Source organism: Paenibacillus sp. FSL W8-0426 (assembly GCF_037969725.1).
GTDB lineage: Bacteria > Bacillota > Bacilli > Paenibacillales > Paenibacillaceae > Paenibacillus > Paenibacillus hubeiensis.
Map to the genome: position 1 here is coordinate 2,972,242 of NZ_CP150203.1, position 25,332 is coordinate 2,997,573.

Genomic DNA, 25,332 nt, shown 5'->3' on the forward strand with positions numbered 1-25,332 from the left:
TATAGTGGAATGTCAGAATATTATATATCGGAGGTACAACGTCGTGACCATTCGAATTGGCAAAATCAGCTTATGGCATGTGCATGCCTGGGACTACATCCGCCAAACCGAGCAGCATGAAGAGACCGTGCTGGCTGCCGTGTGGGATGAAAACGCCGAGCGCGGCAAAGAGGCGGCTGAGCGCCTGGATGTACCTTTCTTCCCGGAGCTCGGGACCATGCTCGCACAGGATGATCTGCAAGCGGTAATCGTGGATGCGCCAACCCGCCTTCACCGTGAAGTCATCGTGGCCGCCGCCAAGGCGGGCAAACATATTTTTACCGAGAAGGTTCTTGCTCCAACGCTGGCGGAAACGAACGAAATTTTGGCGGCCGTTCGGGAACACGGTGTTAAACTGACGGTTTCGCTGCCTCGCTTGAACGAGGGATATACGTTGAAGACGCTTGGAATCCTCCAGCAAGGTTTGTTGGGCAAGATCACGCATGTCAGGGTCAGGTTATCGCATAATGGAGCGATTGGAGAATGGCTGCCAGAGCACTTCTACAGCCTTGAAGATTGCCTGGGAGGCGCGCTGATTGACCTCGGGTGTCATCCGATGTACCTGGCCAAACTTTTCATTGGGGAGGAAGTTACCGGAGTTCAAGCGAATTTCGGATACGTGACCGGCAAAGAAGTCGAAGATAACGCCGTCGTGACCTTGTTTACGGAATCAGGCGCCATCGGGGTGGTCGAGGCTGGATTCGTGAACAGCCATTCCCCATTCACGTTAGAGATTCATGGCACGGAAGGATCGCTGTTATACGGTACACCTGAAGCCAAGCTGCTTATTCGCACCAACAATGGCCCTGAAGCTTATAGGGAGTGGACGGAAATCCCACTGCCTGAACGAAAAGAAAGCGCATTCAATCAATGGATTTCCCATATACTTAACGATACCCAGGCGGTGGATAATGTTGACATGGCCGTGGAGCTGACCCGTTTGATGGAGGCATCCAATATTTCAGCTAAAGAAGGGCGAAAAATTTCGCTTCACGAGCTGCAGGCGTAACTAGGGAAGGCGGGTGGAGCTTGTGAGCCGATATCCCTATGGAAAAATGCTTGAACGGCAGGATTTGCTGGAGAGACTGGATGTTTCGATCCTATGGGGGCATTACGAAATTCGGGTCCTCCGATTTCATTTGACTTCGTTTCCCGCAGGAAGGGTCATCGATTTCCACAATCATGCCGAATACGAGTTTCACTTTATCCCCCGCGGCAAAGGAATCGTAATTCTTGGGGAGCAGCCGCATTCCTTGTCCGAAGGCATGCTGTATTTGACAGGCCCTGGCGTGGTCCATTATCAGGAAGCGGATGCCGAACAGGACATGGACGAATTATGCCTGCATGTGGACATCGTCCCGCGCCGGAGGGAAGATGTTGATCCTTGGGAAGCGGCCGAAGCGGAAGAAACGGTGCAAAAGCTCGGCGCGCTGCCGCTTGTTCCTGTCCAGGATTACCATCGGGCCATGAGCTGTTTTTTGGAAGCATACGAAGCATGTGATCATAAACGCGTCGGGTATTACACAACGATTAAACAGCTGGTCGTCAGCATTTTGCTGCGGACGGTTCAGGCTTACGACAACGGACCGTACCAAGCGGAAGCGCCCATACGGGACATGACCATGTACAGGTATGAATACGCGCTCCAATACATGGAGGCCAACCATCCCGCAGCCGTGACGCTGGAACATGTGGCAGAAAAGCTTCATATCAGCACAAGGCAATTGCAGCGGATATTTTACCAGGTTCAGCCGAACATGCCGTTTAGCCGCGTGCTGGAAGATATTCGCCTGCGCAACGTATGTCGCAATCTTGAGGAAAACAGCCTTTCCATTGAAGAGATCGCCGGTGCTTCCGGGTTTGCCAATGCCAATTATTTGCATGCCGTCTTTCGCAAGCGCATGGGTCTGACTCCGGCGGTTTATCGCAAAATGAAACAAAGTTCAAAATAAACATAAACTATTTCGGTGTGAGGAGAATGGATATGGAAAAAGTATACCGCGTAGGAATCATTGGATGTGGCGGCATTGCCAAAGGGAAGCATTTGCCCAGCTTGAGCAAGCTGGATCGGGTTGAGCTTGCAGCTTTCTGCGATATCGTCGAAGAACGTGCCGAAGAAGCGAAACAAAAGTATGGCAGTTCAGATGCCAAGGTATATGCGGATTACCGCGAGCTGCTTCAGGACGAAACGTTGGATATCGTGCATGTGCTCACCCCCAACAATTCGCATGCGGAGATTTCCATTGCGGCCCTGGAGGCAGGCAAACACGTCATGTGCGAAAAACCGATGGCCAAAACGGCTGCCGAGGCCAAACTCATGCTTGAAGCTGCGGAGCGTACCGGCAAAAAGCTGACGATCGGATACAACAACCGTTTCCGGGAAGACAGCCTTTACCTGAAACAGCTGTGCGATGCCGGGGAACTGGGTTCGATCTATTTTGCCAAAGCCCATGCCATTCGCCGGAGAGCCGTTCCGACTTGGGGCGTATTTCTCGATGAGGAAAAGCAAGGCGGCGGTCCGTTGATCGATATCGGCACTCATGCCCTGGACTTGACGCTTTGGATGATGAACAACTATAAGCCGAAAGTGGTCCTGGGTACGACCCATCACCAGCTTTCGCAAAGGGAAAATGCCGCAAACGCATGGGGACCGTGGGATCCCAAACAGTTTTCCGTCGAAGATTCCGCCTTTGGCATGATTGTCATGGAAAATGGCGCAACCATTATGCTGGAATCCAGCTGGGCGCTCAACTCGATGGATATCGATGAGGCCAAATGCAGCTTGAGCGGTACCGAGGCAGGCGCGGACATGAAGAACGGACTGCGGATCAACGGGGAAAAACTGGGCCGCCTCTATACCCAGGACGTGGAGTTAAGCGCCAATGGCGTCGCGTTCTATGAAGGAAAAAGCGAAAGCGCTCCGGACGTCGAGATGCGCAAATGGATCGAAGCGATCGACAAAGACGAAGATCCGGTCGTTACGCCAAGGCAGGCATTGGTCGTGTCGCAAATTTTGGAAGCGATCTATGAATCGGCACGTACCGGCAAGGCCGTGTATTTGAACGAATCCAACTAATCAAGCCATGTGAATTGCAGCTTAGCGGAATCGAAAATGACCCCCGTTCTAAACGAATGCGGCAGTTGAGAGAGGTGTGTACACTCTTGGCTGTCGTATTTTTGATGAGAAGTCCAATGTGACTTCATATAAAATGTAAAGCTTTACATATTGTTTACGTTCGGATAACGATCACATGATCTCTCCCTGATATGCTTTATCTGTTTGAGGTTACATAAAAAAACAAATGTTGACGCAAAAGGAGAGAATCATGAAATTTCAAATGTTCCGAAAATTAGCACTCATGTTGTTGTGCATTCCCCTCATGTTTGGATGGTCTGCGGGCTTTAATGGGGCACATGCCGCTGAAGATGCGTCGGATTCACTGCCGAATTTCCTGCTGGATCGCAACGCACAGTGGAAGTTCAACGATCGCGGCGACGATCTATCGTCCGTTTGGCGAGTTACATATGATGACACTTCCTGGAGTTCAGGGAACGCACCGTTTGGTTTCAAGGATGATGGAAGCGGCATAAGCACGAGCTACTTTGGCCCACTCAAAACCGAGGTAAGCTACGGCGAAGATCCTGAAATGAAGCACCCCACGACCTATTTCCGCACAAATCTGACGATTTCCGAAGGTGAATTGGAGGGATATGGTCAGATTCTGGGCACTTTCGGCATTGATGACGGTGCGGTACTCTACGTCAACGGAGAGGAAATCCGCAGATTTGGCATGCCTGAAGGTGAAATTGAGTACTCCACGAAGGCGATCTCCGGCAATGATTTGCCTGTCATGTATGAGGATGTGGACCTGACAGAATCGTTGAAAGCCCAACTGCACGAAGGCAACAATGAAATTGCCGTCGAGGTGCATCAGCAGAGCGATCGCAGTTCCGATCTCTATTTTGATATGGAGCTTAAGGCATTCAAGGATGCTCCCCCGATCGATATCAGCAAAGTCACGGTCACTTTTTATGGTGATGCGACAAGTACAAAAGGATTTACCTGGTATACGCCGCTGGCTTCCGCACAAAGCGATGTTCAAGTTGTCGAGAACACAGGCAGCGGCCCCGACTTTGAACAGGCAGCGCATTATGTTGGACAAGCCTCAACAGCTGCCAACTCGCCTGGTGAAATGGTGCATAAGGCCGTAGCGAGCAATTTGAAGCCGAACACTTCTTATTATTTCCGGGTTGGGGACGCAAGTCTTGGCATTTGGAGCAAAGTGGGCTCGTTCAAGACCGCTCCCGTAGATGGAGCATTTACCTTTATCGACTTGTCGGATACGCAAGCCAAAGATGAGGAAGAGGCGCTGCTCTCCGCTTCAACGTTATCCAAAGCACTGCAAACGGTTCCGAATGCGGAATTCGTAGTGCATAACGGTGATGTCGTCGAGCATGGAACGACGGAACAAGAGTGGAACTGGCTGCTTGGACATTCTCAGGAAAGTTTGCTGCACACAACTATCGTGCCTTCCGCCGGCAATCATGAAAACAAAAATTACGCCTTCTACGAGCATTTCAACGTAAATACGCCCGAAACTGCGGATACGCAAACAGGTGCGTATTATTCCTACGACTATAGCAATGCACATTTTATCGTACTCAATTCCAATGAAAACTCTGCAGAGTATGCCGATTTCTCGAATGAACAGGTGGAATGGATGAAGCAGGATGCCGCTCAGGCCCGGGCAAACGGGGCGGACTGGTTGATCGTGAACATTCATAAAGGTCCTTACACTACCGCCAATCATGCTACCGATAGCGATATCATCGGTGCGAACGGGGTAAGAAACAAAATCGCTCCGCTCATGAACGAGCTGGGCATTGATTTGGTACTGCAAGGACATGATCATATTTATGCACGCACCAAGCCGATCAAGCAGGATGGAACGGCGGAAGAAGCGTCCAAAATTACGGAAAGCTTCAATGGCGAGACCATTGAATATACGGTTGAACCGGATGGCACGATCTATTTGATTCCAGCCACGGCAGGTGCCAAAGTATATTTCAAAAATCAAAAACCTGCTCTGGGGGAAGCGTACTTCAGCTTGTTCGAGCGGGCCGAAGAGAACCATGCCCGTGAAGAGGGCGACACAACGAGTACCGCGAGAGGAAAGGTTCAAAACTTTGTGTCGTTTACGGTGGACGGGAACAAGCTTTCCGCATTGACGTATGAAATTAATCAAAATAGCAATAACGCTCTGCCAACGATCATCGATCGATTCGGAATCATCAAAGAGGCGGAGCCAGCTCCTGCGGAGCAGGTCAGCAAAGTCACGGTTACGTTCCATGGCGACCCTACTGCGAGCAAAGGGTTTGCATGGTATACTTCCGATGCCGTGACGGGAACGGATCTTCAAGTGGTGGAGAAAACGTCCGCTGCACCTGATTTTTCAAAAGGAACATCTTACCAAGGGAATCATGACAAGGCTGTCAATTCTCCTTCGGAGCTGGTCCATAAAGCGGTGGCGACAGGTCTGAAACCGGACACCAGCTACTATTTCCGTGTCGGAGATGCCGCGCAAGGAGTTTGGAGCGAGACAGGCACGTTTGTGACGGCGCCGAAACAGGGCGCGTTTACGTTCATTGATTTGGCGGATACACAGGCGAAAGATGAAGAAGAAGCCATCCTGTCCTCGGAAACGCTTCGTAAGGCACTTGCGACTGTTCCTCATGCAAAGTTCGTTGTACACAATGGCGACATCGTTGACAAAGGCGTGAAAGAAGAACAATGGAACTGGCTGCTCGGCCATTCGCAAGAAAGCTTGCTGAACACAACGCTGGTTCCTTCCGCAGGAAATCACGAAGACGAAAATTATGCATTTATCGATCATTTCAATCTGGATGTACCGGACAATGCTGCCACCGAAACGGGAGCGTATTATTCTTATGATTACAGCAATGCACATTTCGTGGTGCTCAATTCCAATGAAGATTCCGAACAATATGACAATTTCACGCCTGAACAGGTGGAGTGGATGAAGAAAGACGTTGAGGCAGCTCGCAAAAACGGAGCCGAATGGATTATCGTCAATATTCACAAAGGTCCATATACGACCTCGAATCATGCTACGGATTCCGACATCATGGGTCCAAACGGTGTGCGGACGAAGATCGCGCCGCTGATGGCAGAACTGGACATCGACTTGGTACTGCAGGGTCACGATCACATTTATGCAAGAACCAAACCGATCCGTGCAGACGGGAAAGCAGGGAAAGCCGAAATCATTTCCGAAATCCGGAATGGCGAAAAGACAGAATACGCCTTGAATCCGGACGGGACGATTTACCTGATTCCGGCCACCGCGGGACCGAAGGTGTATTACAAAAATCCGAGCCCTGACTTGGGTGAAGCTTACTACAGTCTCTTTGATCGCGCGGAAGAGAACCATGCGGCCAAGTATGGTCCGGATCCTAAAGACAACCGTCGACCAATGCGCAGCCAGGTTCAGAATTTCGTTGGCATTACGATTGAAGGAAACAAACTGACGGCAGTGACCTATGAGATCGACCAAAATCTGCATGACGCTGCGCCGTTTGTCATTGACCAATTTGGTATCGTAAAGAAATCCGCTGTAACGAATCCTAGCAATCCGGGGAATTCGGGTTCGAATCCGGGAACGGGTTCCGGATCGGGCGGAAACGGTGCAACTACCGGATCTGGTGGAAACGGTACAACCACTCAACCAGGCAGCAGCACGGACAAAGATCAAGATAAAACGAGCACTACGCCGGGCAGTGGAACGAACCAAGGGTCCCAACCTGGGACAACAGGTTCGAGTTCCGGCGGAAGTTCGGCAAATGCGCCGGCGCTTAAGGATATTTCGAGCCATTGGGCAAAAGCAGCCATCGATAAAGCGGTCAGTGCAGGGTTCGTAAACGGGTACGGCGACGGTACATTCCGTCCGGATCAGAAGGTCACCCGCGCCGAATTTATGGCGATGCTCAGCCGCGCTCTGGGACTCAAAGAGGCAAGCGCAAGCGGCAGCTACGCGGATGCGTCACGGATTCCTGCATGGGCCAAAGCTTATATCGACAGTGCCATGGAGGCCGGAATCATCCAAGGTTACCCGGATGGGTCCTTTGGTCCGCACAAACCGCTGAGCCGTGCGGAACTCGTGACAATCATCGCGCGCGCAGCGAACTTAAAAGCGGATGGTTCGAAGCAGCTTGCATTCAGGGATGCAAACGAAATTCCGGCATGGGCGCTGCCGTATGTGGCGGCCGCCGTTGAATCCGGATTGGTGAACGGTGTAGGCAATAACCGGTTTGCTCCCGGGAAAATCGCGACCCGTGCCGAAGCGGTAACGATTTTGATCCATTTACTTGATCTTCAAAAATAAAAGATCGCGAGCAATAAAATTAGTAAGGGAAGACACCATACGTGGTGTCTTTCTTTGTGTAATAGAGCTAATATTCCGTTTTCTGGCGATTTGGACACACAAACGACAAACGGAATCAATAAAATAGGTTCATCTACCGTGAAAGTTGAAAGGCGGTCCTGGGGATACTGAAAGGAAAGCGCGTTTATACAGGTTGAACTGCACATTTTATATATTCTAACAGAACGAACATTCAGTATACGACGAAACCTTCAACACCAGCACGATAACTCGATCATGAAATGCACCATGAAGAGGGGGATCACATGAACTGGGTCATGGAAACGGTTAGCCAATACGGATACGCCGCCATATACATATTGCTCGCTGTAGGTATCGTGGGACTGCCCATTCCTGATGAAATTTTGATGACAACGGTAGGTTACCTGGCTTCGATTCAAACGCTGGATTACATGCCTTCTATTGCGATCAGCTTTTTGGGAGCCATGACCGGCATGATGCTGAGCTACTGGCTGGGCAGAACGTTTGGACATCCATTGTTGATTCGATACGGAAAATATGTCTTTCTGACACCTGACAAGCTGGATAAGGTTGCCCATTGGTTCAAACGTTACGGGGGATGGACGATTCTGATCGGCTACTTCATTCCGGGATTACGCCACCTGACTTGTTATTTTTCGGGCATTAGCGGCATGCGGTTCAGAAATTACTTCTTCATCGCCAGTCTTGGCGCTTTGCTCTGGTGTTCCATCTTTATAACCATGGGCCACGCGCTTGGCCGAATGACTTAAAATATCATCATCGTTCCATTTGGGAGAGAAATGGGGTTTGACACAATGAGCCGTTTGTTGACATGGCATGCGGGAACCGACGAAGACTTGTTCACCACGCTCATGGAGCGCTACCGGAACATGGTTTTTCGATTGGCTTCCAAATACTTCAAAGAACGTCAGGATTGCGATGACATCGTACAGGAAACGTTTTTGCGGGTTTATAAAAATATGGACAGCATGGACGAGAAAAAAAATATCACGGCATGGATTTATCGAATCGGCAAGAACGTCTGCCTGGACACATTGAAATACCGAAAGGTTCGAAAAACGGTCAGTTCACTTGGCTCGGACCAGCCGGATGTTCTCGAATGGATTCACATCATCCCCTCCGATGAGCAAACGCCGGAAGAGAAATTGGTGCACAAGGAAGAAGCAGGCAAGATCCGTGCGATGATTCAGAAAATTCCCTCGAAATGGAGACCCTACATTTATCAGCGTTATGTGCTCGGCATGTCATTGAAAGAAATCAGCGCTGTAAACCAAGTTCCGGAAAATACGGCCAAAACCTATTTGTTCCGGGCACGCAATGATTTGAAGAAACGTTTGGTCATGGAGGCGCCCGTCAACGGCATTCATACCTTTTCATAACTGATTGCAAAGCATCGTAAAGTAAGGAGAATGCATGAAAAATTGGGGAATCACGCGCAAATTATTTTTGGTGACGGCATTGTTTTTTGTTTGCTTTTACGGGATCGTTATTTTTTCCCAGCTGTTTTTCTTTGAACGCTTTTATGAAAATCACAAGCTCGGCAAGGTTGAACAAAATCTGGCTAGACTGGCCGAATATTATAAGGATACGCCGGGTGACAACAAGAGGTTTTCCAACCTGATGCTGCAGTTCATGAATCGAAACAAAAGCCAGGTCACGGTTGTGGATATGAAGGGAAACTTGGTATGGGAGGACCCCTACCACATGATTATAACGGAGGATGACGGTCAAAAAACAAACGTGTCTCTTTCGCTGTTCATGAATCTGTACGGGGAAGAGTTCAAACGTTTGGACATTAAGGTGGGGGATCGTCTAACCGTTTGGAGCGATGAAGACATCGAAGCGATGGAGCGCGCGAATCCCGATCACGTGATGTATCCCGGCCAAATATCCAAGAAAGGCCTGCCGCTCATCGGCGAACAAGGGGATTCGTCCAAAACGGTCACGGGCACCGTAACTGAGCTTACCCTGCCCAAAGTCTGGAACAACCGGCACGGGCTTCTGATGGAGGCGATCTATGAGCAATTCCCGTTGCCTGATACCCTGATCGAAGACCTCCGCAGCATGAAAAGCGTTGAACAGGAATGGGAGGAACCGTGGAGCGGTACCCGCAACATCATTACGATTCAACCTGTACAGCGACCCGATCAGGAGCTGGTGTTGCTGTTTTCGCTCACATCGCTGCAGGAAGTAAGCGACACGAACGAGGCATTCCAATGGTTTTCGATCTATTGGGGAATCGGAGGAGGTGTGCTCATTTTGTTTTTGTCGCTCTTTTTCTCCAAAGTCGTTACCCGCCCGCTCATTACGTTAAATCAGATGGCCAAACGAATGGTCAAGCTTGATTTCAGCATGGAACCGCCGCCTTTGCCGCAGCGTGATGAAATGGGAAGCCTGGCTCAAAGCATGTATACGATGTCCGTCAATCTCGACGCGGCATTGCATGAGGTGACCAAGGCGAACGAGAAGCTGCAAAGGGACATGGAGCAGAAGCAAAAGCTCGAAAAGATGCAGCAACGTTTTTTCTCAGGAGCATCGCATGAGCTGAAGACACCGTTAAGCATCATTAAAAGCTTTGCCGAAGGATTGCATGACGCCGTGAGCGTGCAAAAGCAGGACCACTATGTATCCGTCATTATCGAAGAGACGGAAAAGATGGAGAAGTTGATCAAAGACATGCTTGACTTGGCCCGGTTTGATTCGGGATCGATTGCGCTTCGAAAGACGACCTTTTTGCTCAGCGAACTGACGGAGCGGGTGGCCGGCAAGCTCATTCATGCCTTGGACGGCAAACGGTTGGCCATCGACGTCGTTCCGGTAAACGAGCTTCCCATCGTGGCCGATCCGGACTGGATCGAGCAAGTGATCCGGAATTTGCTCGTAAACGCGGTTCGGCATGCGGATGAACATAGCATCATTACCGTGGAGATTCGAAGCAGCGCCCTTTCGACGAGGTTGACGGTAGAAAATAAGGGCCAGCCCATACCTCAATCCCAATTGGACCTGATCTGGGAAAGATTTCACCGGATCGAGGCATCGCGAAGTGGTTATAACAGCGGCAACGGGTTAGGGTTGTCCATCGTCAAACAAATTTTGGACATGCATGACAGCGCATTTGGCGTAACGAATTTGGCCGATGGGGTTCGATTTTTCGTTGAATTTCCCACGGGCGAGGGAGAAGAGAGCTAATCCCCTAATCCAGCTTTCTCTTCCTGGGCATTTTGGGTCTCGTCAGTTCGAAACTGTGCCGGACCAACTCTTGTATATCGTCATCCGGCAATTCGCCGTCCAGATAGACCGTGTTCCAATGCGCCTTGTTCATGTGATATCCCGGCGTAACGTCCTTGAACATGCCGCGCAGGAAATCCGCGCGTTCAGGTTCGCATTTCAGATTGACGCATGGACGACCGCCCAGCTCCATAATGAGCGCAAACATTTTTTTGTTCCCGGCGTGGCGCATCGTAGTGGATTCAGGGCCAAAAGGATGGTCTTCGTAAGAGCCGAGAAAGGTCAGGCAATATTCGACGAGTTCGTCTTTTGTCATGGGTGATCGCCTCCATATGTATAAGGATGATTGATCATCATTATATCAGAATGCGTGTTCGGTTTGCAGTGAATCAATGACGTTGGAATAAGAAAAGGGAGGGTTTGCGTCGTTCGCAAGCCTCCCTTTTTACATATCACGCTCTAATAGACATCTTTGGCGTATCGTTTGGAACGAAGCATGTCTTTGACGTAGGATTCTGCCTCGTCCCTGCTCATTCCACCATGCTTCTGAATAATATTATGCAGCGTGGCATCGACTTCCTTGGCCATTCTGGAAGCATCCCCGCAAACGTAGAAGTGGGCGCCTTCCTCAAGCCATTTCCATAATTCCGCTCCATGCTCCAGCATGCGGTCCTGAACGTAGATTTTTTCCTCCTGATCCCGGGAAAACGCCGTATCCAAACGGTGGAGGTACCCGCTGCGCTTCATCGATTCCAGCTCATCCTCGTAGTAGAAATCGGCCGCTGCCCGCTGCTCGCCAAAGATCAGCCAGTTCCTGCCCGTGGCTTCCTGGGCTTGCCGTTCCTGCAAAAATCCGCGGAACGGACCGATGCCGGTGCCTGGACCGACCATGATCATCGGAGCTTCCGGATTTGCCGGCGGCCTGAAGTGGGTGGATTTTTGCACGAATATGCGAACCTCGCCGCCTTGCTCGGCCCGATCGGCCAAATATGCCGAACATACGCCGTGCCTTCGTGCTTCGTTGCATTCGTAACGAACCGTGGATACCGTAATATGCACCGTATCAGGATCGGCGAGATAACTCGACGAAATAGAGTAGAAACGGGGCTGGAGAGGCTTCAGAATGGATAACAGCTCTTCCGTCGTTAGCCGGATCGGAAATTGCTGTAAGACATCGGCAATCTGGCGGCCCCATAGCCACTGCCTCAATGGTTCCTTGTCATCATCCTGGATAAGGCGCTTCAAGGTCTCATCTCCGGAGCGCTCTTGCACGAATTGCAAAAATCCGGGGGTGATGCGCGCAATTTCAAGATGTTTAAGCAGCGCCTCCGATAGCGGGATTTTCCGATCTTTAATATTCACCAGAGTTGTGGAATCAAGCCCGGTCGCCTGCAAAATTTCTTCGACCAGCGAAGGGCAGTTGACGGGCCAGACGCCGAGCGCATCGCCTGCTTCATAATGAAAGCCCGTGTCGGAAATATCGAATGCATAATGGCGGGTTTCTTTCTCGGAGCCTTCGCCGCTTAACAACCGGTTCGAAACAATGCGTGTATGCAAAGGGTGATTGCGATCGTACGTTTTCAAGGTGCCTTCGTGCAAAGGAGCTTCCTTCACCTTGATTTCGATCTGTCCAATCCATGGTGCGATCTGCTGTTCGAAATCGGTATCGCAATCGACCCGGTCCGTCAGCCTTGAAGCGCCGAGCTGTTCCAGCCTCGCATCCAGGTTCCGGGCGAACCCGCAGAATTCATCGTAGCTGGAGTCGCCCAAGCCCAGGACGGCATAGCGTAAGCCGTGTAAACGCGGAGCGTTATCCGACTTCAGCGCATGCCAGAAGGCTTCGCCGTTATCCGGCGGGTCGCCGGCTCCAAAGGTGCTTGAAATGAACACCGCGTTTTGTTCGGAGGCCAAGTCTGCAATCGCGTATTCGTTCATGCATACAAGCCGGGTATCCAGCCCTGCTGCTCGGAATTTGCGGCTGCACTCGTTCGCCACGTCCTCCGCATTGCCGGTTTGGGAGGCCCATAACAGGGTCAATTTGGGTTTAGCGGAATCCGTCTCGCCCGTTTGCTCGGGCATTGTGGCAGTTGCGGAGGCTTCGGCATAAGGACTCATTAAAGGAAGCAGGTTCGTTTCCGGAAGCTGGGTGCGCGAGAACATGCCGGCCAGCAGTCCGTCCAGCCATAACTTTTTGGAAGGCTCGACAGGGGCGGTATGGGGCAATACCGGCACGCCGGAGGGAGCTATGGCTTCATCCGCGCGCAAACTGGCAATGAAACCGGCGAGATAGATTTTCTCATGACCATCCAATGTCATGTCCGGCGAGGCGGGGATGCCCAATAGATCGGCAAGCGTATCGACCTTAGCCATATACTTTTCCTCCTTTTGCAAATGGTTCATGGTGTCGGCGGCATCGCGAGAGAATTCCCTGCCTCGGGGCGAAGCAGGATGACTCGTTGTTTGATCCGCAACAACCGTAAGGGAAACCGCGCTGTATTTGAACTCGGGTTGGAGAGACACCGGATCGATGGCATCGCTCGTCACCGCATTAATGGCGAGATGTTCGCCGAATGCATCATTCCAATGAAACGGTGCGAAACAGCTGCCGGGCATGACGCGATCGGTAATGACGGCAGGCAGGATCGCATGCCCGCGGCGCGATTGGATGTGGACGCGATCCGATTCGCGGACGCCTAACGCTGCTGCATCTTCGGGATGGATTTCGATGAAAGGGCCGGGATTCAGCTTGTTCAGCTTGGCGATCTTCCCGGTTTTGGTCATGGTGTGCCATTGGTGCTGCAATCGTCCCGTATTTAAGACAAAAGGGAATTCGCTGTCCGGCAGCTCTGTGGGCGGGGCATACGGCCGGGCCCAAAACACGGCTTTGCCGCTGTCGGTGGCGAACGAAAGGGAGGGGAGGCTCCCGTCCTCGTTTTCCCGCAGCTTCTGGCTGATTCCATCGTTCAGATACCGTATCGGGTTACGCGTCTGATCCGATTGGGGGGCGCTGGGCCACTGTACGGGCGCCTCGCGCAATCGCTCGTATGAAGCGCCGCGGATATCGTAACCGGTTTTAGGGTTCCAGGCTTGCTGGATTTCGCGGTAGACATCGGCCGAACTTGCATAGGTGAACGCATCCGAAAATCCCATCTCGCACGCGACCTCGGCAATGATCTTCCAATCGGGAAGCGCCTCGCCGGGAGGATCGACCGCTTTCCTCATCAGCGTCACATTGCGCTCGGAATTGATCATCACGCCTTCGGCTTCGGCCCACAGCGCGCCGGGAAGCATAATATCCGCGTACGCGTTGGTTTCGTTGTTCAGGAACGCATCCTGCGTAATAACCAATTCGGCTGCCTGAAGGGCTGCAATGACGTTGCTGCGGTTTGCGACCGTGGCGACCGGGTTCGTGCAAATGATCCAGCATGCTTTGATATCGCCGGCTTGCATGCTCTGGAACATGGATATCGTGCCTGTACCCACTTCCGTACGGATCGTGCCGCGGGGGATGTTCCACAGGTCTTCCATGAAATGGCGTTCTGCTTCAACAAGCACGGATCGCTGGCCTGGAAGACCCGGACCCATGTATCCCATTTCGCGGCCTCCCATGGCATTCGGTTGCCCGGTGAGGGAGAAGGGGCCGCTTCCGGGACGGCATATTTTGCCTGTAGCCAGATGTAAGTTGCATATCGCATTGGTATGCCACGTACCGTGCGTGCTCTGGTTAAGGCCCATCGTCCAACAGCTCATCCATTCGGGGGATTCGCCGATCCATTGGGCTGCCAGGCGAATATCCGCTTCGGGAATGCCGGTGATTGCGGCCACTTTGTCCGGCGTGTAATCGTCAAGGAAATCGGGCATGCTCTCCCAGCCCGCCGTGAATCGGGAGATGAAATCCTGATCGGTGTGCCCGTTGTGCACGAGCAGATACAAGATTCCGTTAAGCAGGGCGAGATCCGTTCCCGGCTTAATTTGCATGTAGAGGTCTGCCTTGTCGGCGGTCGCGTTGCGGCGTGGATCGACGACGATCAGTTTGGCGCCGGCTTTGACGCGATCCATGACTCTCAGAAACAAGATGGGATGGCAGTCGGCCATGTTGGCTCCGATGACGAAAAACAGATTCGTGCGGTCCATATCTTCATAAGAACCCGGAGGACCGTCCGCGCCGAGCGAAAGCTTGTATCCGCTGCCGGCGCTGGCCATGCAAAGACGGGAATTGGACTCGATGTGGTTGGTGCGAATGAAACCTTTGGAAAGTTTGTTGACCAGGTACTGGGCTTCCAGCGACATTTGGCCCGACACGTAGAACGAAATGGCGTCAGGACCATGTTCGTCAAGAATAGCGCGCAACCGTCGCGCCGTTTCTTTAATGGTTTCTTTCACGTCGGCCTGAACGGGAGCTTGCCCGCGGGCAGGGCGTTGGTACGCAAACTCCATTCTGCCCGATTCAACCAAGGCCTCGGCACATGAGTTCCCTTTGGTGCACAAGCGGCCGTAATTGGCGGGATGCTCCTTGTCGCCGGTAACTTTAATGACGCGATTGCCGGATACTTCCATAACGATTCCACAACCTACGCCGCAATAAGGGCAGACGCTTTTTATTTTTTCAGTCATCATCGAAATCACCATACTTGACGTGTATATGACACGGATTTTTTTGTGGCTTGAATGTTGTTTATTAAAAATCCAATTTATTCGGAACTGTTTAGCTAAAATATATATCGCTTCACGATATAAGTCAATAAATTAATGTTATGTTACATGACATGGTAATTGTGATTTTTAAAAATGAATGTTTAGAGAGGGTGGATAGGCGGTTGTGTAGGTGGAATAACATATCATTATATGTTATGTATAAGTTATGTTTGAGTTGTGTCACTGAAGAAAATGAAATAAACTCTATATAGGTTGAACTAGACATTTACACGATAACGGAGATGGCAGAAAGAATCTGAAGAAGCGAAGTGGTCTAAAAGCTTTCTGAAAGAAAGCTGCATCGGAAGCATAAGCTTCACCGGATTTTGCCTTTGAAAAAAGGGGATCAAAAAAAATCTGGGGATAACAGGGATCGGAAGATGGTTCTGACCACGTAGTGACTCCGTGTAAAAATCATCGGTTCAACTTATATAGATAATGATCTCGGTTGAAGGAGTTTTTCGATGTCCATGAATCCATTGCCCAAACATATTTATGAGCAGCTTGCCATGTTCCGCTATCGCATTCGCAAGTTCATTCGGTTCAGCGAGGAGGCCGCACGAAGCAAAGGACTTACCCCGCAGTATCATCAATTAATGCTCTCGATTATGGGATTTCCTGATCGCGAGCATGCTACGCCGACAGAACTGGCCGAACGGCTTCAAATTACGCCGCACGCTTGCGTCGAGTTGGTCAAACGATGCGAGGAACTTGGCCTGGTAAGCCGATTCCCCAACGAACAGGACAAACGCAGCACGTTCATTCGGCTGACGGAACACGGAATGGAATTGTTGGCCGAATTGTCGGAGATTCATATGGAAGAGCTGAAACGGGCTGGTTTGCTGGAATTTCAAGGGCTTTAGGCGGTTTCGGTCGCGCGGCTTGAGGCTGGACGGAGAACGAAGAAAAGATGAGGGAGGGACAAGTCGCGGCGCGAATGCCGACCGTTCATGTGTCAGGAGATAAAAAGGGAGCCACTGAATGCTAACGTTCAGTGGCTTTTTCGGCATGCTGCACGGATGGAAGCCGGCCCGATAACAGCGCTCCGCCGCTCGGGTCGTTGCCTGCCGCAAGCTCGCCTCCGTGCCGCCGGATGATGCGCTCGGAAATGGTCATGCCCAGGCCGCTGCCTCCGGTAGCCCGGTTCCGGGACATTTCGCCCCGAAACAAAGGCTCGAAGAGCCGACCTAGTTCCTCCGGGGCAAACCCCGGTCCGGTATCCCGGATCGTAAACCAGACCTGATCGTTCGCGGAGCCGCACTCCACGCTGACCTTTCCATGATCAGGCGTGTATCTCACGGCATTATCCAGCAAATTGCTTATCGCACGTTCCAGCAGATGAGCGTCGCCGCGAACGATGCACGCTTCCGCGGAACGTACCGCGAGCGTTACGTTCTTTTGCCGGGCGAACGGCTCCACGCTATCCGCCGATTGCTGCAGGACCGTGCGCAGGTTGACGATTTCCTTGACAATCGCGCCTTCGCCGTAATCCATTTTGGCAAACGTAAACAAATCCTCGACCAAACGGTGCAGCTGGGACGCTTTTTCCTTGCAGACGGCTATGTACTTCGCCGTTTTCTCGGGCGACTGGGCAATGCCGAGCTGCAGTCCGTCAAGGTACCCGCGCAGCGCGAAGAGGGGGGTTCTAAGATCATGCGCCACGGCGGCAATGACGAACCTACGCTCTTCTTCGAGCTTCGTTTGCTGGAGATTGGACTTTTTCAGTCCTTGCACCATCTCATCGAAGGCATCCCTGACATCGGCGATTTCTTTAATGCGGGAAGCAGGCATCGGCACGTCCCATTCTCCGCTGGCGAGCAGCCGCACGGATGCGCTAAGCTTCTCAAGAGGTTTGATCAAATAACGCCGCATTTCCATGCCGATCACGAACAATGCCAGCAAAAACCCCGTGAAGATGGACCACACTTGAAGCTGGTTTGTTTTGGGGAGATACAGTTCGACCCTCCCCTTCAATCGGCCGTCTTCCATCAGCGTATACCGTTCAACGGAAGCATATCTTTTGGTTTGGTTGGCATCGGAACGATAGATCTCCTGGCCGGATGCCGAGAACAGGGAAACATTCATGTTTGCGTGATCCAACAGGCCTTTCAGCTGGGCTTGCCAATCGGATGCACTCCACCGTTCCGTATTCCTTTCGATCTGTTCAACGATTTCGTTCTGCTGCCTTTGCTGCTCTTCATTCGGCAGCGGGGCGACGGAAAATCTGAACGTCCCGGATTCGATGTAATGGGCGGTCACAAACAGGAGCCAGGGCAGCAGCAGGATGAACAACAGAAAAAGCAGCATGAGTTTACGAATCCGAAGCGTTCTCACGAGATCCTCCTTCAAAGCGATATCCCACGCCCCATACGTTGACCAGAAGCTGCGGATTCGCGGGATCTGCCTCGATTTTCTCGCGCAAACGGCTTAAATGCACCCGTACCGTGTGCCTGTCGCCGATGCCGCCCCAAAACTTGTCCAGCAATTGATCATACGTAAATACTTGCTTCGGATGCTGAGCGAACAGGAGCAGCAAATCATATTCCTTTGGCGTGAACATGACTTTGCTGCCCTCCACGAATACTTCTCTGGATGCAAGATTCAATTGCAAACGATCATATTCCAGCATAGGTTCGGCCGCGGATGGAGGAGGGGAGAAGGTACGCCTTAATACGGCCTTCACTCTGGCGACGATTTCGCCAGGCGAAGCCGTCTTCACGATATAGTCGTCGCCGCCCAGCGTGAGTCCCCTAATTTTATCGACGTCATCGCTTCTGGCACTAAGGAACAAAATCGGCACACTGCTTTCTTTGCGGATGCGGCGGCACAGATCGAAGCCGTTCTGCCCAGGCATCATGATGTCCAGAACGATGCATTGGATCGCATGCTGCCGGAGCGCGTCCCAGGCTTCGGCAGCGTTGCAAGCGGTGATGACGCGGAATTGTTCGTTTTCCAAAAAGTCCTTTAACAATTCGACAATGCTAAGGTCATCGTCGACAACAAGCACGGTGCTTGAATCAGTCATGAATATCCCACCTTCAAAACCTAGTGTAGCATGATCGCAGCGAAAACCGGTGGAAGTTTATCATTTTGTGATGATTCGTTGATGGTTTTGAGGCGGGTTTGCGTCTTCTTTCGAGAGATATCGCTGGTATGATCTTCAAAGGCACAGGGGGATCTTGCCCTGCATGACAAATCGAGATATAACAGGGAGGACGTTACTGATGTTACATGTTCAAATCGTGCTGTTCGATGGCTTTGATCTCTTGGATGCCATTGCGCCTTATGAAGTTTTTGCAGCGGCATCCATGTATGCCGAAGATGCGCTGCAAGTCGAGTTGGTTACTGCCGAAGGGCCCAGGCACGTCGCGAGCGGCACACAAGGGTTAAAGATCGAGGCGACCGCGAAACTGGAGCCTGAACGCGGCGGCATCATCCTCGTGCCGGGTGCGTCCGGCAAAGTTTCCGGGGATGGGCCGGATTCCATTCCCGTCATTCTGCATCATGCTGCGAACACGGATATTTCTGTCCGAATCAGACAAGCATTGGAACGAGAAGACGTCTTGGTTGCCACCGTATGCGGCGGTTCGCTTTTGCTTGCCATGGCAGGTTTGCTTGAAGGCAGACATGCAGTGACACATCATATGGGCATGAAGGTTCTCGAAGCTGCCGGAGCGGTTCCTGTTCAGGCGCGCATCGTGGATGACGGCAACCTGGTGAGTGCGGGCGGTGTGACTTCCGGGCTTGACGTTGCTTTATATTTGGTGGAACGTGCGCTCGGTCCGCGCATCGCGCATGCCGTGGAACAGTTATTTGAATTCGAACGGCGGGGAACGGTATGGAGGATGGAAGGCATGGCGCCAATGGAGGACGCAGACGCGACAGGGGAAGATGAGGGAACAGCGTTCGCGCCAGTTTCTGAAGAGAGCGTACCAGACTCCGCGTCCGTCTATGAAGGAAATTGGGATGTAATCATCGCGACCCCGATCGGGAAACTGGAATCCAGGCTTGCGATTCATACGGACAACGGCCGCATTCGGGGGACGGCTGCGCAGGACGGCGAGACTGTGGAGCTCATCGATCCTCGCGCTCGGGAGGGCAAATTGGTATGGGGCCTTCGGGTAAACAAACCGATGAAGCTGCAGCTTCATTTCGAGGTAACTGTGCAAGGGGATGTTATGAGCGGAACCGCCAAGGCCGGTTTTTTGCCAGCATCCAAACTGACAGGCCATCGCTTGGTTTGAGTTGAGCTTCAATAGGGCCATTAGACGATAACTAGAAACGGAAAGGTTCATATATGAAAAAAACAAACATGGCTTACCGCCTTTTGGCCGGTGTCAGCATCACTTTCATTTTGTATTCGTTGGCTAGGCATTATGTGTTCGATCCGGAAGCCACCGCGTTTCTCAGTCACAAAATGGGGCTGGGGCGCGAGTTGAACCTCCCGGCATGGCTAAAAGTCATGTACATTCACGTCGCCTTTGCCTGTTTGGCGATGGCGGCAGGGCTGATCAATTTTTCTCGCCGCATGCTGGAGAAACAGCGGAAGTTTCACCGGATCAACGGGTACATCTATGTCGTTTCCGTGCTGATGGTCGTGCTGACGTCCGGGTACATGGCGCCGTATTCCACTGGAGGCAGAATCAACAGCATCGCATTTAATATCATTAATCTGATTTGGCCCATCATGACGGTTACGGCCGTCGTGCAGATCAAAAAGAAACGAATCATAAAGCACCGGAATTGGATGATCCGCAGTTATGCCTTCTGTTTTACGAACATGCTGATTCACCTGATCACGTTGCTGTTCAATGAAGGCCTCGGCATGGCTTATGCGAGCAGTTATACATACGGTGTGTATGGCAGCCTCGTTCTGTTATTGATCATTCCGGAAACGATCATCCGGATTCTGGATAAGACCGGCAGCGAAAAAACCATCGGAACCTACGAATCGTAGGCTTCGATGGTTTTTGTTGTTGAACTCTAGCTGCATCACTTGTCATTGCGATATTGCAGCGGTGATGCCCCCGTCCAGCGCTTGAATTGGCGGCTGAAGTGGGACGCGTTTTTGTAGCCCAGCCGCTTGCTGATCATCTGGATCGACATTTGCGTATCTTTGATGAGCGCCTTGGCTTCTTTCAGCTTTAATTGGGATAAATACTCGCGCGGCGAAATGCCATATACATTTTTGAACACCTCATATCCATAACCGGAACTAAGTCCAATGGAGTGCATCACCTTTTCAATGCGCAGTGTTTCGCTAAGCTCGTAGTATTCGGGTTGAAGGCTCTGTTTTTTGAACGCGGATTTGATCCGTTCGGCAATTTCCTTGGCGTAGAGCGATGCGTTTACATTGGCGCCCGATGCTGCTTCATTGGTTCGGTTCGTGATCGAGTGAAGCATGAGCAGCAGCTCCGAAAGCACGATCTGGATTTGCATTTTGGTGTAAAATCCAGTCTTGCTGCTGCCGGCATCAATGATGCCGATCCACTTCAGCACAATGTCCTGCAACCCTCGATTTTCCGGGGAACCGTTCTTGTAATGGATTTCGCAGTGCTGAATCATGTCCCTGACGAATTCGGGATCGTCAATTTTGAAGTGGGCGCAAAAGTATGTCATGCCATTCTCGTCAACACACGAAATTTCGTGGACGAAGCCTGGAGGAATGATGAGCACGTCACCGGTCTGCACATGGTACATATCATGATCGAAGGTCGTATATTGACTGCCTGCCAAAACGTAAATGATCTCGAAAGCGGCATGGGAGTCGGGGGGCACGTGCCATCCGGGATCGACCTGTTGGGAGTGGGCGCCAAAAAAATTGAGGTTCCAGTCGAGCACCGGAAGCCGATGGGCCTGCGCCAAAAAATGCTTCGTATTTGACATGTCATCACCTTTGATTGGGGTAAATGTTCCTTTTGGCACTCATAACTTGAAAACATTATACCGTTGATAATGCACAATGTCAGCAGAGCGCTTACATGCGCATGCAGCAAAGCAGCCTCCCAGGAGGCTGCTTTGTGGCCGATGGATGCCGGAATGTTTCCCGCGCAATCGGTTATTTCGTTTTCCTGGTTTCTGTAATGACGAGCAGAGCACCGAACAGGATCAGGACAGCTCCGATCCAGAACATAACACCGATCGTTTCTCCCAATAGAAGCCACCCGAGCAGCGTTCCGACAAGAGGCTGGAAGAAGAAAAACAGGCCTCCGCCCGAAACGTTCAACAACTGTAATCCCCGATTCCAAAGCAGGAATCCGCCTGCGGTCGAAACAATCCCCAAGTACAATATGCCGCCCCATATGGTCGGATGGGCCATTTGGGATACATCCAGCTCATGCAATCGTGGAATGACAAACGGAGTCAGAATAATAATGGCCACCAGTATGGCGTAGGTAATCACCACGATCTGGGAATAATCCGTCGGAACACGTTTCACCAATACGGACATAAGCGCCCAAGTCACAGCCGCAGCGAGCAGGAAAATTCCGCCGAGTTGGCTGGAATACTCCAATGCGCCTACCCCGATAATCAGTATGACTCCAACGGTCGCAAGCAAAATGGACAACCCTTGTCGCAAAGACATGCGTTCTTTCAGGATGAGCCAAGCGAAAATAACCATAAATGCCGGCGTTGATGAGGTGATGATGGCGCCCATTTGGGCCGATGACAGCATTGTGCCGGCTTCTTGAGCCACAATCGAAATGGCATGTCCAATGACTCCAATGGCCATAATGAGCAGGAAATCACGCGGACGAATCCGCCAGTTCTGTTTGGTGGCCACGCCGGCAATGATAAGCGCAACGATTGCTACCAAGTACCGCAGCCAAACCAGTTCAAGCGGTGGCACAACGGATACGACCACTTTGACCACTACGTACATGCCGCCCCAGATGCTGGCAGCCGAAGCCAAATAAATAGAACCCCATAAGGTTTTGTTCATTTCAATTTTCCCTCCGTATGATTAAGGTCTATGAAGGCCTTAACGGAGAGGAGGATCACCTTCGCTCCATTAAGGACGGAAGGATCCTGCAGGCACGTCATTCTCGAGCAAAGGAGCTAGAAACATTCGCTTTCACCTCTGGATATAAAATAGTGTGACATCTATAGTAGCAAAGATCACTGCTAATGAACAGCAGCGACGTTAGCATTGCGCGACAAGATCTCTCTCGTACCTTATGCCGTGGGCACACCGAGGTACTCCGTTTCGTAGATTTCCTGCACCCGGTCCAAAACGCTCTGTGCTTGATCTTCGAATTTTAAGTCGGCAATGCGTCCTTTAAGCAAAAATACGCCGCTCTCACCGCGATGTTGGCCCATCGCGCCGTCATAGAGCAAGCCGGCCCCATGGCTTGGCGGCGAGAAAAAGAGCTTCATCAGCGGTTTAACCAATAAAGGCAATCCGGAATCTTTATCTTTTCGGAGCGTGTTGTTGCTTCCGGGATCGACGCTGCGAATGGAAATGCCTTCTTTCGCCAGCTGCGGCGCAATATTCTTGGTCCAAAGGGAAAGAGCCAACTTGGATGCTGCGTATGGACCGAGCAATTTTTTGAACGTTTGCGGCCGCTCCAGAATGTCGACATGGATCGCCTTCACGTATTTTAAGGCGGAAGACGACGTATTGATCACCGTTTTTAAATCCCCGTTCGCCAAAAGCGCTTTGAGCTCCATCATGATGATATACGGAACGACGGTCATTAGCTCATAGTGTTTTTCCCGTCCTTGCGGAGAATATGCCAGTTCGGGGAAGGAGCCGCCTGCATTGTTGAACAGTACATCGATTCGTTCTTCTTTGGTCTTGATCTCGTTCAACGTCGTTCTTAAGCTGCGATAATCGGACAGATCGGCGGTTTTGTAGATGCGCAGCGATCCGTTTGCGATGGCCTTGTGAAGCCCAGTTTCTTCTTGAGGGATGTTTGAACGGTTTATGGCAATGACTTGCCATTGGTCGGAAATCAGTTTGCGTGCCAACTCCAATCCAATTCCGGCACTTGCGCCGGTAATCAAGGCAATATGTTGTCGGTCTTTAGCGTTTGTCGTTTGTTTCATGTATGTTTCCTCCTAGTGTAGGGATTGCTCCCTCTGATAGCGCCGATTGTATAAGTTGGTGTCGACTCCAAGTCAAGCGTGTGGCAAATTATTTTTTAAAAGGGTTCAAAACTTGACTTGGAGTCAGCTCCAAGATATATAATGCACTCAGGCAAGGATTGGGAGGTAACGGAATGATAACGAGAGAGACCTATACGATCAAACAAACGGCGGAGCTAACGGGTATCACGCAAGACACGATCCGATATTATGAAAAAATCGGGCTGCTGCCCCGCGCGGAACGCAAAGAAAACGGGCACCGCGAATACCGGCAGGAGGCCATAAGCACCATCCAGCTTATTTCCTGCCTCAAAAAAACAGGCATGCCGCTCGAAGAAATGAAGCCGTTTTTGACGGTGAACGCCGACGCCGATCCGGCGGACTATCCTGAACTCGTGGAGCGGCTGGTCCAGCACAGGGAAAATATCGTCAGCCAAATGGCGGCGCTGCAGCAGGTCGTCGATTTTATCGACATGAAGCTTGACCAGGGAAAGATGCGGAAGGACTGCACCGCGGTTCAAGGGGATGGCTTTACCGGGGAGTCGGGGGGAGAGAGCGCCGGACCCAAGGTCTCGACCGCGGAGATGCGTTATTTTACGGGAACGGCCGGGATACCCAAGGTTTAAGCGGATGATATGATGTTTTGGATACGAGATAATTTTGCTGCAAAAAACATTCAATATCCGGGGAGGTTTTTCCGTGGACGAGCTCTACCAAAAAACAAGAAAGTTTAACGTTTCCGACTATCGTTCTCTGTTGCATCGACTGGTGGATGAGGCGCAGCAGCATATGGAACAAGGCAGTACGGAACATAAAGTATTCGGTGAGAAACTATATCGATGCATCGAAGCACAAGTGAATGCGATTGAACAAGAACGACTTCAAGCCGAACAGCTGCAAACGACGGTTCACATCATTTTCAGCCTCTCGGATGCCGGTTCTTTGAAAGTGACGCTGAGCAAGCTGGGAAAACGGCAGGAATGTCGTGTGCTCGCATTCAATGACATGTTTTCCGTGGGCCCCATCAAGGATTTGCATACCCTAAGAGGGCAGCAGGCTCGGCAAGCCTGGATCACGAAGAATGATCCGGAGCATCTTTTCTCGGTCCGACATAATGCCGCTAACGAAATCGGGGCGATGATGAATACGTTGCGAAGCATCCCTGAAAGCAAAAAGGTGGTCATTTGGTGCGCGGATAACGCCCATGATCAGACCGGACTCCGTTTTGCATTGTATGTGCTTAGGGAGCGCAAAAACGTAATCCATATCGCGAATGTGACACATGCTTGCAAGGAAATGGGAACGAATTGGGGTGAGGAAGCAGTTCCCTATGCGGCGGCACATATCGAACGTGATACATATGTTGAAATGGTGAAAAACTATGGGGAGGGGTACGCTCTGAACCGTGCCGAAAGGATCGCATTGGAAGCGGAGTGGGAAGAATTGGCCGGTCAGGATCATATCCTGCGTTTATGGAAAAATGGGTCGATCATAGGTTGCGAGGAAGAAGACCTTGATGATGTTATTGTATCTTCCATGCTTGAACTGCAGCGCCACCAGGAAAATTCGGGCGCATTTGTTGAGGCTGCTGATCTGGTCATTCATGTTTTGAATTCGATCCGGCAAAGGGTAACCCTTACGTTCATAACCCATCGAATTTGGAAATTAGTCAGCGAGGGCGTGTTTGTTTTCCGGGGAATACCAGGACAGCTGCATCAATTTTCATTACGTTTAATGGGAGAGAAGTGAGGAGGGGACACAATAGACACAATATAAGAGGAGGTGTTGACAGAAGTTGCTCTTAATTCTATAATTCAATTAATTAATTGAATATATA

The 25,332-nt window shown here is 51.2% G+C and carries 19 protein-coding genes; 12 read left to right on the top strand and 7 right to left on the bottom strand.

The genetic code is table 11. From position 1 onward, the window contains the following. The first annotated feature begins 43 nt into the window (after positions 1-43). From MKY59_RS13550 to MKY59_RS13580, 7 genes are all read left to right on the top strand, one after another. Complete coding sequence (locus tag MKY59_RS13550; RefSeq protein WP_339278009.1) at positions 44-1,048, top strand: Gfo/Idh/MocA family oxidoreductase; 1,005 nt, start codon at positions 44-46, stop codon at positions 1,046-1,048. A gap of 22 nt (positions 1,049-1,070) precedes the next feature. After that, positions 1,071-1,991, top strand: coding sequence for an AraC family transcriptional regulator (locus tag MKY59_RS13555; protein ID WP_339278010.1), 921 nt, complete (start codon positions 1,071-1,073; stop codon positions 1,989-1,991). A gap of 32 nt (positions 1,992-2,023) precedes the next feature. Then, complete coding sequence (locus tag MKY59_RS13560) at positions 2,024-3,115, top strand: Gfo/Idh/MocA family oxidoreductase (protein WP_236417002.1); 1,092 nt, start codon at positions 2,024-2,026, stop codon at positions 3,113-3,115. A gap of 250 nt (positions 3,116-3,365) precedes the next feature. After that, positions 3,366-7,442 (top strand): S-layer homology domain-containing protein, encoded by a 4,077-nt coding sequence (locus MKY59_RS13565; RefSeq protein WP_339278011.1) that lies wholly within the window; start codon positions 3,366-3,368, stop codon positions 7,440-7,442. Positions 7,443-7,747: 305 nt separating this feature from the next. Further along, positions 7,748-8,233, top strand: a complete 486-nt coding sequence (locus MKY59_RS13570; RefSeq protein ID WP_339278012.1) for a DedA family protein — start codon at positions 7,748-7,750, stop codon at positions 8,231-8,233. Between the two features lie 45 nt (positions 8,234-8,278). Then, complete coding sequence (locus tag MKY59_RS13575; RefSeq protein WP_339278013.1) at positions 8,279-8,863, top strand: sigma-70 family RNA polymerase sigma factor; 585 nt, start codon at positions 8,279-8,281, stop codon at positions 8,861-8,863. 34 nt (positions 8,864-8,897) lie between these two features. Continuing rightward, a complete protein-coding gene (locus MKY59_RS13580; RefSeq protein WP_339278014.1) occupies positions 8,898-10,673 on the top strand; it encodes a HAMP domain-containing sensor histidine kinase in 1,776 nt (591 codons plus the stop codon). Positions 10,674-10,677: 4 nt separating this feature from the next. Here MKY59_RS13580 and MKY59_RS13585 read toward each other — a convergent pair whose 3' ends face one another. Beyond that, entirely contained in the window at positions 10,678-11,028 is a 351-nt protein-coding gene (locus MKY59_RS13585; protein ID WP_236417012.1) for an MmcQ/YjbR family DNA-binding protein, read from the bottom strand. 143 nt (positions 11,029-11,171) lie between these two features. Continuing rightward, a complete protein-coding gene (locus MKY59_RS13590) occupies positions 11,172-15,326 on the bottom strand; it encodes a sulfite reductase subunit alpha (protein WP_339278015.1) in 4,155 nt (1,384 codons plus the stop codon). A 545-nt stretch (positions 15,327-15,871) separates the two neighbouring features. On the opposite strand from MKY59_RS13590, the gene MKY59_RS13595 reads away from it, so the two are divergent. Further along, entirely contained in the window at positions 15,872-16,270 is a 399-nt protein-coding gene (locus MKY59_RS13595) for a MarR family transcriptional regulator (protein WP_236417017.1), read from the top strand. A 121-nt stretch (positions 16,271-16,391) separates the two neighbouring features. Here the strand turns inward: MKY59_RS13595 and MKY59_RS13600 are convergent, their stop codons facing one another. Next, on the bottom strand, positions 16,392-17,741 hold the full coding sequence (locus MKY59_RS13600) for a HAMP domain-containing sensor histidine kinase (protein WP_339278016.1): 1,350 nt from the start codon (positions 17,739-17,741) through the stop codon (positions 16,392-16,394). Further along, entirely contained in the window at positions 17,719-18,432 is a 714-nt protein-coding gene (locus tag MKY59_RS13605; protein WP_236417021.1) for a response regulator transcription factor, read from the bottom strand. Before MKY59_RS13605 ends, MKY59_RS13600 begins: the two co-directional genes overlap by 23 nt. Positions 18,433-18,631: 199 nt before the next feature. Between MKY59_RS13605 and MKY59_RS13610 the strand changes: the two genes are divergently transcribed. Next, entirely contained in the window at positions 18,632-19,651 is a 1,020-nt protein-coding gene (locus MKY59_RS13610) for a DJ-1/PfpI family protein (RefSeq protein WP_339278017.1), read from the top strand. A 53-nt stretch (positions 19,652-19,704) separates the two neighbouring features. Beyond that, positions 19,705-20,364 (top strand): DUF2306 domain-containing protein, encoded by a 660-nt coding sequence (locus MKY59_RS13615; protein WP_339278018.1) that lies wholly within the window; start codon positions 19,705-19,707, stop codon positions 20,362-20,364. Positions 20,365-20,399: 35 nt separating this feature from the next. Here the strand turns inward: MKY59_RS13615 and MKY59_RS13620 are convergent, their stop codons facing one another. From MKY59_RS13620 to MKY59_RS13630, 3 genes are all read right to left on the bottom strand, one after another. Then, entirely contained in the window at positions 20,400-21,293 is an 894-nt protein-coding gene (locus MKY59_RS13620; protein WP_339278019.1) for an AraC family transcriptional regulator, read from the bottom strand. Between the two features lie 172 nt (positions 21,294-21,465). Then, on the bottom strand, positions 21,466-22,350 hold the full coding sequence (locus MKY59_RS13625; protein WP_339278020.1) for a DMT family transporter: 885 nt from the start codon (positions 22,348-22,350) through the stop codon (positions 21,466-21,468). Between the two features lie 233 nt (positions 22,351-22,583). Further along, a complete protein-coding gene (locus MKY59_RS13630) occupies positions 22,584-23,456 on the bottom strand; it encodes an SDR family NAD(P)-dependent oxidoreductase (protein WP_339278021.1) in 873 nt (290 codons plus the stop codon). A gap of 173 nt (positions 23,457-23,629) precedes the next feature. On the opposite strand from MKY59_RS13630, the gene MKY59_RS13635 reads away from it, so the two are divergent. After that, on the top strand, positions 23,630-24,121 hold the full coding sequence (locus MKY59_RS13635) for a MerR family transcriptional regulator (protein WP_339278022.1): 492 nt from the start codon (positions 23,630-23,632) through the stop codon (positions 24,119-24,121). A 73-nt stretch (positions 24,122-24,194) separates the two neighbouring features. Beyond that, complete coding sequence (locus tag MKY59_RS13640; RefSeq protein WP_339278023.1) at positions 24,195-25,244, top strand: DUF1835 domain-containing protein; 1,050 nt, start codon at positions 24,195-24,197, stop codon at positions 25,242-25,244. Positions 25,245-25,332: the final 88 nt, after the last annotated feature.

Bases quoted from the DNA above. Each gene is read 5' to 3' on its own strand.
- MKY59_RS13560 (WP_236417002.1), top strand. From the start codon at position 2,024: ATGGAAAAAGTATACCGCGTAGGAATCATTGGATGTGGCGGCATTGCC.
- MKY59_RS13565 (WP_339278011.1), top strand. From the start codon at position 3,366: ATGAAATTTCAAATGTTCCGAAAATTAGCACTCATGTTGTTGTGCATT.
- MKY59_RS13570 (WP_339278012.1), top strand. From the start codon at position 7,748: ATGAACTGGGTCATGGAAACGGTTAGCCAATACGGATACGCCGCCATA.
- MKY59_RS13575 (WP_339278013.1), top strand. From the start codon at position 8,279: ATGAGCCGTTTGTTGACATGGCATGCGGGAACCGACGAAGACTTGTTC.
- MKY59_RS13580 (WP_339278014.1), top strand. From the start codon at position 8,898: ATGAAAAATTGGGGAATCACGCGCAAATTATTTTTGGTGACGGCATTG.
- MKY59_RS13585 (WP_236417012.1), bottom strand. From the start codon at position 11,028: ATGACAAAAGACGAACTCGTCGAATATTGCCTGACCTTTCTCGGCTCT.
- MKY59_RS13590 (WP_339278015.1), bottom strand. From the start codon at position 15,326: ATGACTGAAAAAATAAAAAGCGTCTGCCCTTATTGCGGCGTAGGTTGT.
- MKY59_RS13595 (WP_236417017.1), top strand. From the start codon at position 15,872: ATGTCCATGAATCCATTGCCCAAACATATTTATGAGCAGCTTGCCATG.
- MKY59_RS13605 (WP_236417021.1), bottom strand. From the start codon at position 18,432: ATGACTGATTCAAGCACCGTGCTTGTTGTCGACGATGACCTTAGCATT.
- MKY59_RS13610 (WP_339278017.1), top strand. From the start codon at position 18,632: ATGTTACATGTTCAAATCGTGCTGTTCGATGGCTTTGATCTCTTGGAT.
- MKY59_RS13615 (WP_339278018.1), top strand. From the start codon at position 19,705: ATGAAAAAAACAAACATGGCTTACCGCCTTTTGGCCGGTGTCAGCATC.
- MKY59_RS13620 (WP_339278019.1), bottom strand. From the start codon at position 21,293: ATGTCAAATACGAAGCATTTTTTGGCGCAGGCCCATCGGCTTCCGGTG.
- MKY59_RS13625 (WP_339278020.1), bottom strand. From the start codon at position 22,350: ATGAACAAAACCTTATGGGGTTCTATTTATTTGGCTTCGGCTGCCAGC.
- MKY59_RS13630 (WP_339278021.1), bottom strand. From the start codon at position 23,456: ATGAAACAAACGACAAACGCTAAAGACCGACAACATATTGCCTTGATT.
- MKY59_RS13635 (WP_339278022.1), top strand. From the start codon at position 23,630: ATGATAACGAGAGAGACCTATACGATCAAACAAACGGCGGAGCTAACG.